The following is a 12,498-nucleotide window of genomic DNA, read 5'->3' on the forward strand; positions in this document are numbered from 1 at the left end:
GGATATGAAAATGAATATGCCTGCAAAAAATGCCACTCCCGTGAACACTCAGGAGTCGCCAAAAACCGCCATGTCGGCCCTGTGGCGCCCGGCGCTGGTCCAGGCTTTCGTCAAGCTGGACCCGCGCCAACTGCAACGCTCGCCAGTAATGCTGGTGGTCGAATTGACCGCCATGCTGACCACCGTGCTGTGCTTTGTGCCTGACACCAGTGTGCCGACCTTCGTCGCCGTGCAAATCGCCGTGTGGTTGTGGTTCACCGTGCTGTTCGCCAACTTCGCCGAAGCCTTGGCCGAAGGTCGTGGCAAGGCCCGCGCCGACAGCCTTAAAGCCGGCAGCGAAGGCCTCGGCGCGCGCCGCAAGGAGGCCGACGGCAGCTTCAAGGTCGTACCGGCCACCAGCCTGCGTAAAGGCGACGTGGTACGCGTCGCCGCCGGGGAAATGATCCCTGGTGACGGCGAGGTTATCGAAGGTATCGCCGCAGTCAACGAAGCGGCGATTACCGGCGAATCCGCGCCGGTGATCCGCGAGTCCGGCGGTGACCGTTCGGCCGTCACCGGCAACACACGGCTGGTCTCGGACTGGTTGCTGGTGCGCATCACCGTCAACCCGGGCGAGTCCACGCTGGACCGCATGATCGCCCTGGTGGAAGGCGCCAAACGCCAGAAAACCCCCAACGAAGTCGCGCTGGATATCCTGCTGATCGGCCTGACGCTGATCTTCCTGCTGGTGGTGGTCACGCTGCAGCCGTTCGCTCACTTCGCCAATGGCAGCTTGCCGCTGGTGTTCCTGGTCGCACTGCTGGTGACGCTGATTCCTACCACCATCGGCGGCCTGTTATCAGCCATCGGTATCGCCGGTATGGACCGGCTGGTACGCCTCAATGTGATCGCCAAGTCCGGGCGTGCCGTGGAAGCGGCGGGTGACGTGCATGTGTTGTTGCTGGACAAGACCGGCACCATTACCTTCGGTAACCGTCGCTGTGCCGCAGTAATCGCGGCGCCCGGCGTCAGTGGCCGGGACTTGGCTGAAGGGGCGCTGCTGGCGTCCCTGGCGGATGACACGGCGGAAGGTAAATCCATCGTCGAATACCTGCGTGCCTTGCACCCGCAGGCCGAGCCTACCCTGGACCAACTGACCTCCGTGCCGTTCAGTGCTGAAACGCGCCTGTCCGGTGTTGACTACCAAGGCCGTGTGTTCCGTAAAGGCGCCGTCGATTCGCTGCTGGCGTTTATCGGCCAACAACGCCGCGACCTGCAACCGGCACTGTCGCGGGAAATCGACAAGATCGCCCAGAGCGGCGGCACGCCGTTGCTGGTGTGCGCCGATGGCAAATTGCTCGGTGCGATCCATCTGAAGGACGTGGTTAAACCCGGCATCCGCGAACGTTTCGCCGAACTGCGCAAACTGGGGATTCGCACCGTGATGGTGACGGGCGACAACCCGCTGACCGCTGCCGCGATTGCCGCTGAAGCCGGTGTGGACGACGTGCTGGCTGAAGCCACTCCTGAGAAAAAACTCGCGCGCATTCGTCATGAGCAAAACGACGGTCGCCTGGTCGCCATGTGCGGCGACGGTGCCAACGATGCGCCGGCACTGGCCCAGGCCGACGTCGGCATGGCAATGAATGATGGTACTCAGGCTGCTCGCGAAGCCGCCAACATGGTCGACCTCGACAGCGACCCGACCAAGTTGCTGGACGTGGTGCAGATCGGCAAGGAGTTGCTGGTGACTCGCGGCGCGTTGACGACCTTTTCCATCGCCAACGACGTGGCCAAATACTTCGCGATCCTGCCGGCGCTGTTCGCCTCGATCTACCCGCAACTCGGCGTGCTCAACGTGATGCACTTGCAGAGCCCGCAGAGCGCGATTCTCTCGGCCATCGTGTTCAACGCCCTGATCATCGTGGTGCTGATTCCCCTGGCGTTGCGCGGTGTGCGCGTACAGGCGGCGAGTGCGGCGGCGTTGCTGCGTCGCAACCTGCTGATCTACGGGCTGGGCGGGATCCTGGTGCCGTTCGTGGGCATCAAGGCGATCGACATGCTGCTGACGGCGCTGCACCTGGTTTGACCCGATTCCTGTGGGTGCCAGGCTGGTGCCCACAGGTTGCAATGACTCACGTGAGGAATTTGAAATGTCCACCATGATCCGCCCGGCCCTGAGCCTGCTGGTACTCATGACCCTGATCACCGGCGTCGCTTACCCACTGGTCGTGACCGGTGTCGCACAAGTTGCCTTTCCTGATCAGGCCAACGGCAGCCTGGTGCGTGATGCCGACGGCAAAGTGCGCGGCTCAAGCCTGATTGCCCAAGATTTTACCGGTGACGGCTGGTTCCATCCGCGCCCATCGGCGGGCGCGTTTGCGACGGTTTCCAGCAGCGCGAGTAACCTCGGCCCAAGCAACCCGGCGTTGGCAACGCGCATCTTTGATGATGCGAATAAACAGTTGGTGGCAGGGCAGGGGCCGGTGCCTCTTGCATCACTGACTACCTCCGGCAGCGGTCTTGATCCACACTTGCCACCACAGGCAATTGCCTATCAACTGGCACGCGTAGCGGCTGCCCGGAATGTGCCGGTGTCGACTCTGCAACGCTTGCTTGATGAACACATCGAAAGCCCGCTGGTAGGGCCGCCGGTGGTGAACGTACTGGCGCTGAACATGGCGCTGGAAAAATTGTAAGCCGTGGTGCCGCCATCGCGGGCAAGCCCGCTCCCACAGTTGGATTACATTCCCCTGTGGGAGCCGGGCTTGCCCGCGATGAGGGCCTGACAGACTCCCCATGAACACCTGAAGGAACTCCTGCGCATGAGCGACTCTGGCCGCGCCGATGCCCTGTTAGCCGACCTGCCACGGGACGGCCGTGGCCGGCTCAAAGTCTTCCTCGGCGCCGCGCCGGGTGTGGGCAAGACCTACGCCATGCTCCAGGCCGCGCACACCCAACTGCGCCAGGGCGTGCGCCTGGTCGCCGGAGTGGTTGAAACCCATGGCCGCGCCGAGACCGAAGCGTTGCTCAGCGGCCTGCCGCAACAAGCGTTGCTGCGCAGTGAATACCGTGGCGTGATGCTCGAAGAAATGGACCTCGACGGCCTGCTCGCCGCCAAGCCCAAACTGGTGCTGGTTGACGAACTGGCCCACAGCAACGCCCCCGGCAGCCGCCATGAAAAGCGTTGGCAAGACATCCAGGAACTGCTCGCCGCCGGCATCAACGTGTTCACCACGGTCAACGTCCAGCACCTGGAAAGCCTCAACGATCAGGTGCGCGGCATCACCGGCGTACAAGTGCGCGAAACCCTGCCGGACTGGGTGCTGCAAGAAGCAGACGAACTGTTGCTGATCGACCTGCCATCGCGCGAGCTGCTCGAGCGCCTGCGCGACGGCAAGGTGTATGTACCGGAACAGGCCCGCGCGGCCATCGACGCGTTTTTCACCCAGACCAATCTCATGGCGTTGCGTGAGTTGGCCATGCAGACCGCCGCGGCCCACGTCGACGACGATTTGGCCCAGGGTTATCGCCAACTCGGCCAGGCGGCGCCGGCGGTACGTGGCCGCTTGCTGGTCGGGATTGATGGCGATGCGCAGGCCGAACGCCTGGTGCGTCACGCCAGCCGTGTAGCCCAGCGTCGGCATTTGCCGTGGAGCCTGGTGCATATCGATAACGGCCGTGCGCGAGATGAACAATCGCGCCTGCGCTTGCAAAACGCGCAGCAACTCGCCGAGCGGCTTGGCGGGGAAGTCGTGCTGCTGCGAGCGGGGGAGGTGGCGAAGACACTGATCCAGCATGCCGCGGAACGCCGTGCCAGCCTGTTATTGGTGGGGCAGTCGCGTATGCGCTGGCGGCGTCGCTTGTTTGGCGGCGGGCTGGCGGCGCGTTTGCTGCGAAATGCGCGTGGCTTGGAAATCAACGTCCTCGACAGCGACGACATGCCCGCGCCCCCGCGCATGCCGGATGTGCGTGGGTTGGTGTGGTTCGACTACGGCCTGGCGGTGGTGGCGACCGTGGTGGCGGCCGCGGTGGCCTGGGCGGTGGCCAGCGTGCTGCCGCTGCCGAATATCTCTCTGGTATTTCTCGCGGCGGTATTGCTGGTCGGCGTGCGCAGCAGCCTCGGGCCGTCCCTGGTGTGTGCGGCGCTGTCGTTCCTGACGTACGACTTTCTGTTTATCCCGCCGAATTTTTCCTTTGCCATTCAGCGTGAAGAGGATGTGTTGACCCTGCTGTTCTTCCTGCTGATGGCCGCGTTGACCGGCAACCTGGCCGCGCGCCAGCGTCGGCAGTTGCAAGCCCTGCGCGATACCCAGGAAGAAACCAGCGAGCTGCTCGACCTGTCGCGCAAACTCACCGCCGCTACCGATCGTCAGGCGGTGATCAGCGCGGCAGCGCATCATCTGGAAGGTTGGAGCGATCTGGATCTATGCCTGGTTAACCGCGATGGTCAGGGCGGCTGGAAGGTCGAGACGGGCGCTGCGTTGAACCTCACCGAATCTGAACGCGCCGCCGCCGATTGGGCCTGGCAGCATGATCAGCCGGCCGGCATGGGCACCGGCACGTTGCCGTTTGGGCGTTGGTGGTGGTGGCCGCTGTCGGGCGAGGAGGGGCCATTGGGCTTGCTCGGTGTGAGCCCCAAACCGGGCCTGGAATTAAGCGGCCAACGCCGTCGTCTGCTGACGGCACTGAGCCAACCGCTGGCTCAGGCCTTGGCACGCGCGCAATTGGCGCAGGAGCTGGAGTCCGCGCGCCTGCACGGCGAGACCGAGCAACTGCGCAGCGCCTTGCTGGCCTCGGTGTCCCACGATTTGCGCACACCGTTGACGTCCATGCGTGGCAGCATCGACAGTCTGTTGGCCCTCGGCGAGGCCATTCCCCTGGAAGATCGCCGCGAATTGCTCGAAGGCACTCGCGATGAAGCCGAGCGCCTGGACCGCTATATCCAGAACCTGCTGGACATGACGCGCCTGGGCCACGGCGCCCTGAAGCTGGCGCGTGACTGGGTTTCGCCCGGCGATATTGTCGGCAGTGCGCTTGGCCGTTTGCGCGCGGTGCTGGCGCCTTTGCAGGTGAAAACCGACGTGCCGGCGGAGTTGCCGTTGCTGTATGTGCACGCCGCGTTGATCGAGCAAGCGCTGGTCAATGTGCTGGAAAACGCCGCGCGTTTCTCTCCGCCCCAGGGACGTTTGGACGTGACTGCTGGTGTGTCGGACAACCAGCTGTTTTTTGCGGTGGCCGATGAGGGCCCCGGAATTCCCGAAGACGAGCGCGCCAAGATTTTCGATATGTTCTACACCGCCGCCCGCGGTGATCGTGGCGGGCAGGGCACGGGCCTCGGCCTGGCGATCTGCCAGGGCATGGTCGGCGCCCACGGCGGCCGTATCAGCGTTGCCGAGGGCATTGAAGGGCGGGGCACCTGCATCACTTTGTTCCTGCCATTGCCGACACAGCCTGGCCTGGAACGCGAGCCTTGAGCTACCCTATTTTCTCCACGGATTTTGATTGGACACCATGAGCCAGACCGCGACGATTTTAGTCATTGATGACGAACCGCAGATCCGCAAGTTCTTGCGGATCAGCCTGGCCTCCCAGGGCTACAAGGTGATCGAGGCCGGCACCGGCAACGAAGGCCTGGCCCAAGCGGCATTGAGCAAACCGGATTTGCTGGTGCTCGACCTTGGCTTGCCCGACATGGACGGCCAGCAAGTGTTGCGCGAGTTTCGCGAGTGGTCGACGGTGCCGGTGTTGGTGCTGTCGGTGCGCGCCAGTGAAGTGCAGAAAGTCGAAGCCCTCGATAGCGGCGCCAATGACTACGTGACCAAACCCTTCGGGATCCAGGAGTTTCTCGCCCGCGTGCGTGCATTGCTGCGTCAGGCCCCGGCGGGAGAAGCCCAGGAAGCAGCGTTGAGTTTCGGACCGTTGACGGTGGACCTGGCTTATCGCCGCGTCCTGCTGGACGGCGTCGAAGTGGCGCTGACCCGCAAGGAGTATGCGGTGCTGGCGCAATTGGCGCGGCATCCCGGGCGGGTGATTACCCAGCAGCAACTGCTCAAGGATATCTGGGGGCCGACCCACACCGAAGACAGCCACTATCTGCGCATCGTCGTCGGCCACCTGCGCCAGAAGCTGGCGGACGACCCGACTCAGCCGCGGTTTATCGTGACCGAGGCGGGTGTGGGTTATCGGTTGTTAAATGCCTGAGTTGAGCGGCGCCTGAACTGGCCCCTTCGCGAACAAGCCCGCTCCCCCATTCGATCGAATTCCACCTTTGGAATGCGGACAAATGTGGGAGCGGGCTTGCTCGCGAAGAGGCCATCAGCCACACCCTCTCTTTCAACCCTGCTCACTCTCATACTTGTCCAACGTATCCCTGGCGATTTCCCGCCCTAAAGCGATCAACTCCGGCGCCTTGTAGAACTCGAAAAACCGGCACACGCGCTTCGGCACGTTGATCAGCACATCCGGCGGGTAGCCGGCGATCTTGTACTGCGCCAGCGACGTTTGCATCACCTCGAAGCTCTGGTTGATCAGGTCCAGCAGCGACGCCGGGCCAACGTTGTCGATGATGAACGAGCCGGTCGCCGATTTTGGCGCCCCGGCCTTTTCCGGCGCGGCGGCGGGTTGCTGGGATTCGGGCTCGGCCGATTCCAGCCACGGGTTGATCTCTGCCGTCTGGGCCTGCAATGCCTCCTGCTCCAGCTTCATTAATTGTTCGGCTTGTTTGCGTCGAAACGGCAGGTGTGAGCCCAATGACTTGGCCAAGCTGTTGAAGCGGCTCTTGAACGCGGGCGGGCGCTGGATCACCGGCAATTGGTAGTGTTTTTGGTTGGTGGCGTTGAGGTTGACGGCGATGATCAAGTCGCAATGGCTCGACACCACCGGCACAATCGGCAGCGGGTTGAGCAGGCCGCCGTCCACCAGCATGCGGTTACCTTGCATCACCGGCGTGAACAGGCTTGGAATCGCCGCCGAAGCGCGCATGGCCTGGTGCAGGCAGCCTTCCTGGAACCAGATTTCCTGTTGGTTGGTCAGGTCCGTGGCAACGGCGGTGTAGGGAATGCGCAGCTCTTCGATATTGATCTCGCCGACAATCTTGCGGATTTGCCCGAAGACTTTCTCGCCGCGGATCGCGCCCAGCCGAAAACTCACGTCCACCAGGCGCAGCACGTCCAGGTAGTCGAGGCTCTCGATCCAGTTTCGGTACTCATCGAGCTTGCCGGCGGCATAGATCCCGCCCACCACCGCCCCCATCGAGCAACCGGCGATACAGGCGATGTCGTAGCCGCGCCGTTCGATTTCCTCGATCACACCGATATGGGCGTAACCCCGGGCGCCGCCGGAGCCCAGTACCAAGGCAACACGTTTCTTCATGACCTGATCCTTCGTAAAACAGTTGCCCACAATGCACCCATCAAGGTCAGTGCTTCAATCTTCGTCGACACACGCAATAATTTTCCGGAATAGTCGGGGCGCTCGGGTATGCTCTGGCTATCATCACTTTTGGTTTCAGGCGCCCGTACAAGGCACTTTTCCTTGTAGGCAACGTCTACACCGTACGACTGTTTTTCTTTATTTGAGGTGTCATTGATGAAAGCCTGGATGTGTGTGCCTGTGATCGTGTTGGCCCTGGCCGGTTGTGCCGGGAAAACCGCGTACCGCGACAGTTGTGGCACGCAATTGGACGCGGCGTGGCATGAGTTGGATTTGGCCAAGGCCGAAGGTTTTGCCGGGACTGTGAGCTACTCTAAGGCTTTGTCATTGTTGACGGGTGCCAAGACCCAACAGCAATTCGAAGCGTTTGAAGGGTGCTCCAACAAGGCCGAGAAAGCGCGGTTCTATATCCGTGAGTCGCGCGCCGGGCGTTAACCCGTAAGCGGCAAGCAGGGTCTTAATGGTCAAGGGAGGAAGGGATGTCAGCTTTGGTTGATCAGTTAGTCGCTCAGGTCATTGGCCTGGAAGTAGGGTTGCTGAGCTGCCAGGCTCGCCTCGCCGCCGTCACCGACGATGAAGCCTTGCACGACCTGCGCACCACCGTGCGGCGCCTGCGCAGTTTGTTGCGTCCTTTGCGTGGCCTGCCGGGTGTCGAACAGCTTGAATTGGCCGCCGGCACGGTCGGCCAAATGACCACGCCGCTGCGCGACCGAGAGGTCCTGGCGGCGTATCTTCACCAGCACGGTCATCACGCGGCTGCCGACCGACGCCTGCGCCTGCAACCCGATGCCTACCGCCACGTGGCGCAAAGCCCGGAACTGGCGCACCTGCTGCTGATCCTTGATGCCTTCCCACGTTTTATCCGCGCCTCCCAGCACCAGAAGCTGCTCAAAGGCCTGCGCCCGAGCATCGAAAAGCGGCTGGGCAAGCAATGGCACGCACTCGATAAAGCCCTGAAAGACCCAAGCCATGATCGCCATCGCCTGCGGTTGCTGATCAAGCGCGTACGCTACGCAGCCGAGGCCTACCCCGAGCTGGACAAACTCCCGGCCAAAGCGATGTCGCGCCTCAAGCAAGCCCAAGGCGCCCTGGGTGATTGGCACGATTGCTGGCAGTGGTTGGCCCAGGCCGAACATCAGCCCGACTTGCAGCCGTGTGTCGCAGTGTGGCATCGCACCATGGCCACGGCTGAAGGGCAGGCGGATCGGGTGCTCGACAAACTCAGTGCGGATTGTTTCTAGGCGGGTCCGGTTTTTGGCCGGAATGGGCGCTGTACCTTGCCAGCCCGGTGGTTAAGATTCCCCCATCGGTTTTCTTGATGTGAGGTCGCCATGCGCTTTAGTGATTTGCTCGACGCCGCCCGTAACAATCCGCTGGATGTGACTATCCCCGCCGAATGGGCCCAGGGTCGCGCGACCTTTGGTGGCCTTGTCGCCGCCTTGCAATACGAAGCCTTGCGCGCTCAAGTGCCGGCCGATCGCCCTTTACGCTCACTGGCCGTGACCTTTGTCGGTCCGGTTGCGCCGCAGGTGCCTGCCAGTTATCACGTTGAAGTCCTGCGCGAAGGCAAGGCCGTGAGTCAGCTGCTCGGCCGTGTGGTGCAGAATGGTGAGGTTGCAACGCTGGTACAGGCCAGCTTTGGCGCGGCACGCGAGTCGCAGATTGATGTGGCGAGTGAGCCCCCACCGACGTTCAAGCACTGGGATGAATGCCAGGAGTTGCCCTACATCAAGGGCGTCACCCCCGAATTCATGCGGCACCTGGCAATGCGCTGGAGTGTCGGCGGGCTGCCGTTTACCGGTAATAAATCCCGCGACATGGGCGGCTGGGTGCGTTTGCGCGGCGACGTGAAGGAAGAGCCCCTTACCGAGTCGCACATCCTCGCCCTGGTCGATGCCTGGCCACCGGCCTTGCTGCCACACCTGTCCGCACCGGCGCCCGGCAGCACGCTGACCTGGACCATCGAATTTATCCAGCCGCTTCAAGACCTGACCACCCTCGACTGGTGCCAGTATTACGTCAACATCGAGCACGCCCGCGACGGCTACGGCCATGCCGCCGCCGCACTCTGGAGCCCGACCGGCGATTTGATCGCCATCAGCCGCCAGACCGTGGTGGTCTTCGCCTGAGCCTCAGAACCGCTGGCTACCCTGAGCTTCCAGCTTGCGCCCGTGGCGTTGCAGCGTAACGCCAGCCAACACACCGATGGCGCCGACGGCAAAACTGGCCAGGCTGAGGCTGAATACACCGGATGCCATCGACAGAAAACCGATGATCAGCAGCGGTACGGCAATCAACTGCAGCCCCAGGTTGGTCGGGTGCTGAAGGCTTTGTGGCTGATTGCGCCATTGCCAGGCGGGGAAGTTAGGATGACGTTTGCCCATGATGATTAATCCTCTGTCCGTTGAAACAACATGGACAAAGTTTAGGTCGCAGGCGGGTGGGGCGGCGAATCAAGACTCGCTATGGGGGCCATAGCCAGCCTTGTTCAGCTACAACTTCAACTGCCCGATCGCCTTGCTCAACTCCCCGGCCAGCGTCGCCAGTTCATTGCTGGTAGTGGCCGAGCCCACGGTCTGCTGCACCGTGTTCTCCGTCACATCACGAATGCTCACCACTGCGCGGTTCATCTCTTCGGCGACATGGCTTTGCTGTTCGGCGGCGACGGCAATCTGGGTATTACTTTCGCGCATCTGCGCCACGGCACCGGTGATTTCGGCGAGCGCCGCGCCGGCTTCCTGGGCCTGTTGCACGCAGTCGTCGGCCTTGAGTGAGCTTTCCTGCATGAAGTCCACGGCGTCGCGGGTGCCCGATTGCAGGGCTGACACCATGCGGGTGATTTCGTCTGTGGAGGTTTGCACGCGTTTGGCCAGGTTGCGCACTTCATCGGCGACCACGGCAAAACCACGGCCCATTTCACCGGCACGGGCGGCTTCGATGGCGGCGTTGAGGGCGAGCAGGTTGGTCTGTTCGGCGATGCTATGGATCACGCTGACTACGCCGTTGATTTTCTGGCTGTCTTCGGCGAGTTTCTGAATCATTTCGGCGGTCTGTTGCACGCCGGTGGACAGCCCGGCAATCGAACGTTGTACCCGGTCGACCACTTCCCGGCCGCTGCCCGCCAGGGTGTCGGCGGTCTGTGACAGGTCGCGCGTGGCGCCGGCGTGTTGGGCGATATGGTAGACGGTGGCGGTCATCTCGTTGATCGCGGTGGCGGCTTGGTCGGTTTCGCTTTGCTGGCCGAGCATGCCGTGTTGCACCTCGTTCATGCTGCTGGCCAGGCGAGCGGCGCCTTCATCGAGCTGCCGGGCGGTGCGCGCCACGGTGTTGACCACCCGCTGGTAGCCGGCTTGCATGGCGTTGAATGCACTGGCCATTTGGCCGACTTCATCTGTGCAGGCCAGGGGCACGCGGGCCGACAAATCACCGGTCTTCTCGACGTGCAGCATTACGTCCTTGAGGGTATTGAGTTGGCTGAGCAGGAAGCGGATCAGCAACTGCGAGGCGCCGAGCATCGCCAGCATCAGGATCAGCACGACCACAGCGTAGTTGGCGAAGCGTTCGGCGAATACCTGGCTCAGGCTCTGCCCATAGGCCAGCACGGCGATCCGTCGCCCATCGGCGCGTGCAATGACTTCAGCGCCGATCAGCGGGTTTTCACCCAGCAAGGGCAGGTGATTCAGCTCGACCCAGCCACTGGCTGTGCTCAGGGCTGACAGGTCCTGATCGGCCAACTGCGGGATTTGGCCACGGGCAAACGTCAACCAGTGCTCGCCCTCAGGCAGCGCCTTGTCGGCCGGCCAGCTGCCGAGCAATCGCGCCTGCGCCTGGGCCGAGGCTTGGGACGCCGCGTTGCGTGCCTGTTGTTCGAGCTGCACGGCGTACAGCACCAGCAGCAATGTGGTGATGAAAGCGACCGCGTTGACCGCCCAGAATTTGTATTTCAGCGAGATATTGCTAAGCCAGGCACCCATGGAAGGTTTTCTCTGATAGCGGAAACAGTGTTGGCAAGGTGCCATTATTGTGCCGCTACTCAGGCAATCGGTTTTGACATGGGTCAATGCGCCGCATCAACCGACGTGGGGCAAGCCAAAAAATGCGCGCGAGCACGCGCTGCTGTGCTCGGCCAGGTCTTCGATGGTTTCGTTGCGGTGCAGGGCGACTTCACGCAGCACTTCAGGCAAGTAGGCCGGTTCATTGCGGCCATTTTTCGGCTTGGGGCGCAGGGTGCGCGGCAGCAGGTAGGGCGCATCGCTTTCCAGCATCAGACGGCCCCGGGGAATTTCCCTGACCAGCGGATGCAGGTGAGCCCCACGGCGCTCGTCGCAGATCCAACCGGTGATGCCGATGTGCAAGTCGAGGTCGAGGTAGCTGAACAACGCGTGTTGTTCGCCGGTAAAGCAATGCACCACGGCCGCCGTCAGGTGGTCGCGGTAGCCCTTGAGAATTTCCAGCAGGCGCTGGTTGGCGTCGCGCTCGTGGAGAAACACTGGCAACTTCAGCTCGACGGCCAGCGCCAGGTGTTCTTCGAGGACTTTTTCCTGCTGGGGCCGCGGGGAAAAATCCCGGTTGAAATCCAGCCCGCACTCACCCACCGCACGCACGCGGTTTTCGCTGAGTAGTGCGCGCAAGCGCTGAGCGCTGTCGCCGTTCCAGTCACTGGCCGAGTGCGGGTGGATGCCAGCGGTGCTGAACAGACGTTGGCCGCTTTGATCAAGTTTTACGCACAGTTCCAGGGCCTGTTCGCTGCCGTCGACACTGGTGCCGGTGAGGACCAATTGTTCCACGCCGGCGGCATAGGCGCGGTCGAGAACGGCCTGGTGCCTCTCGTCGAAACAGGGGTTGGTCAGGTTGACGCCGATATCAATGAGTTGCATGGTGCTATCTCCGCCTGCGGCCGGAAAGCATATCAGAGCTGTAGATTTATAAGAAAAACTAAGAACTACAACGAGTTATAGCTGTCTTTGAACGTCGCAAGCGACATTGTGGTGGGTAACACACCTTCTACCATGCCGCCGTTGCGTGCCTTGCCAGCGCATAAAGCGCTCTGTTTCTGACCTCCAGCCCTTCGCCTTTCGCGAAGAG

The 12,498-nt window shown here is 62.4% G+C and carries 10 protein-coding genes and 1 pseudogene; 7 read left to right on the forward strand and 4 right to left on the reverse strand.

All coding sequences use genetic code 11. The features are described from left to right. The first annotated feature begins 16 nt into the window (after positions 1–16). The 4 genes from kdpB to A7J50_RS09140 all read left to right on the forward strand — a co-directional run bounded on the left by kdpB (position 17) and on the right by A7J50_RS09140 (position 6,183). The gene (gene kdpB / locus A7J50_RS09125; protein WP_420492094.1) at positions 17–2,068 is read left to right on the forward strand and encodes a potassium-transporting ATPase subunit KdpB; all 2,052 of its coding nucleotides are present in this window, start codon (positions 17–19) and stop codon (positions 2,066–2,068) included. A 64-nt stretch (positions 2,069–2,132) separates the two neighbouring features. Beyond that, positions 2,133–2,678, forward strand: a complete 546-nt coding sequence (kdpC, locus tag A7J50_RS09130) for a potassium-transporting ATPase subunit KdpC (protein ID WP_064451510.1) — start codon at positions 2,133–2,135, stop codon at positions 2,676–2,678. A 126-nt stretch (positions 2,679–2,804) separates the two neighbouring features. After that, positions 2,805–5,456 carry a sensor histidine kinase gene (locus A7J50_RS09135; RefSeq protein WP_064451511.1) on the forward strand — a complete coding sequence of 884 codons (2,652 nt, stop codon included), beginning with the start codon at positions 2,805–2,807 and terminating at the stop codon, positions 5,454–5,456. Between the two features lie 37 nt (positions 5,457–5,493). After that, a complete protein-coding gene (locus A7J50_RS09140; protein ID WP_053255124.1) occupies positions 5,494–6,183 on the forward strand; it encodes a response regulator in 690 nt (229 codons plus the stop codon). A 132-nt stretch (positions 6,184–6,315) separates the two neighbouring features. Here the strand turns inward: A7J50_RS09140 and A7J50_RS09145 are convergent, their stop codons facing one another. Next, a complete protein-coding gene (locus A7J50_RS09145; protein ID WP_053255125.1) occupies positions 6,316–7,353 on the reverse strand; it encodes a patatin-like phospholipase family protein in 1,038 nt (345 codons plus the stop codon). Between the two features lie 216 nt (positions 7,354–7,569). Between A7J50_RS09145 and A7J50_RS09150 the strand changes: the two genes are divergently transcribed. The 3 genes from A7J50_RS09150 (at position 7,570) to A7J50_RS09160 (ending at position 9,542) form a co-directional block, all read left to right on the forward strand. Next, positions 7,570–7,848 carry a hypothetical protein gene (locus A7J50_RS09150; RefSeq protein WP_010176194.1) on the forward strand — a complete coding sequence of 93 codons (279 nt, stop codon included), beginning with the start codon at positions 7,570–7,572 and terminating at the stop codon, positions 7,846–7,848. Positions 7,849–7,892: 44 nt separating this feature from the next. Beyond that, complete coding sequence (locus tag A7J50_RS09155; RefSeq protein WP_064451512.1) at positions 7,893–8,654, forward strand: CHAD domain-containing protein; 762 nt, start codon at positions 7,893–7,895, stop codon at positions 8,652–8,654. Between the two features lie 90 nt (positions 8,655–8,744). Beyond that, positions 8,745–9,542, forward strand: a complete 798-nt coding sequence (locus tag A7J50_RS09160) for an acyl-CoA thioesterase (RefSeq protein ID WP_064451513.1) — start codon at positions 8,745–8,747, stop codon at positions 9,540–9,542. A gap of 6 nt (positions 9,543–9,548) precedes the next feature. Here the strand turns inward: A7J50_RS09160 and A7J50_RS09165 are convergent. From A7J50_RS09165 to A7J50_RS09175, 3 genes and pseudogenes are all read right to left on the reverse strand, one after another. Beyond that, positions 9,549–9,797 (reverse strand): annotated as a pseudogene (locus A7J50_RS09165) (terminase); the annotation flags it as partial. 108 nt (positions 9,798–9,905) lie between these two features. Continuing rightward, the gene (locus A7J50_RS09170; RefSeq protein ID WP_064451514.1) at positions 9,906–11,387 is read right to left on the reverse strand and encodes a methyl-accepting chemotaxis protein; all 1,482 of its coding nucleotides are present in this window, start codon (positions 11,385–11,387) and stop codon (positions 9,906–9,908) included. Positions 11,388–11,483: 96 nt separating this feature from the next. Continuing rightward, complete coding sequence (locus A7J50_RS09175) at positions 11,484–12,290, reverse strand: TatD family hydrolase (protein WP_064451515.1); 807 nt, start codon at positions 12,288–12,290, stop codon at positions 11,484–11,486. Between the last annotated feature and the right edge of the window lie 208 nt (positions 12,291–12,498).

The sequence above is a fragment of the Pseudomonas antarctica genome, from assembly GCF_001647715.1.
Classification (GTDB): Bacteria; Pseudomonadota; Gammaproteobacteria; order Pseudomonadales; family Pseudomonadaceae; genus Aquipseudomonas; species Aquipseudomonas antarctica_A.

Coding starts and splice junctions, on each gene's coding strand:
- kdpB (WP_420492094.1), top strand. CDS start 17: ATGCCTGCAAAAAATGCCACTCCCGTGAACACTCAGGAGTCGCCAAAA.
- kdpC (WP_064451510.1), top strand. CDS start 2,133: ATGTCCACCATGATCCGCCCGGCCCTGAGCCTGCTGGTACTCATGACC.
- A7J50_RS09135 (WP_064451511.1), top strand. CDS start 2,805: ATGAGCGACTCTGGCCGCGCCGATGCCCTGTTAGCCGACCTGCCACGG.
- A7J50_RS09140 (WP_053255124.1), top strand. CDS start 5,494: ATGAGCCAGACCGCGACGATTTTAGTCATTGATGACGAACCGCAGATC.
- A7J50_RS09145 (WP_053255125.1), bottom strand. CDS start 7,353: ATGAAGAAACGTGTTGCCTTGGTACTGGGCTCCGGCGGCGCCCGGGGT.
- A7J50_RS09150 (WP_010176194.1), top strand. CDS start 7,570: ATGAAAGCCTGGATGTGTGTGCCTGTGATCGTGTTGGCCCTGGCCGGT.
- A7J50_RS09155 (WP_064451512.1), top strand. CDS start 7,893: ATGTCAGCTTTGGTTGATCAGTTAGTCGCTCAGGTCATTGGCCTGGAA.
- A7J50_RS09160 (WP_064451513.1), top strand. CDS start 8,745: ATGCGCTTTAGTGATTTGCTCGACGCCGCCCGTAACAATCCGCTGGAT.
- A7J50_RS09170 (WP_064451514.1), bottom strand. CDS start 11,387: ATGGGTGCCTGGCTTAGCAATATCTCGCTGAAATACAAATTCTGGGCG.
- A7J50_RS09175 (WP_064451515.1), bottom strand. CDS start 12,290: ATGCAACTCATTGATATCGGCGTCAACCTGACCAACCCCTGTTTCGAC.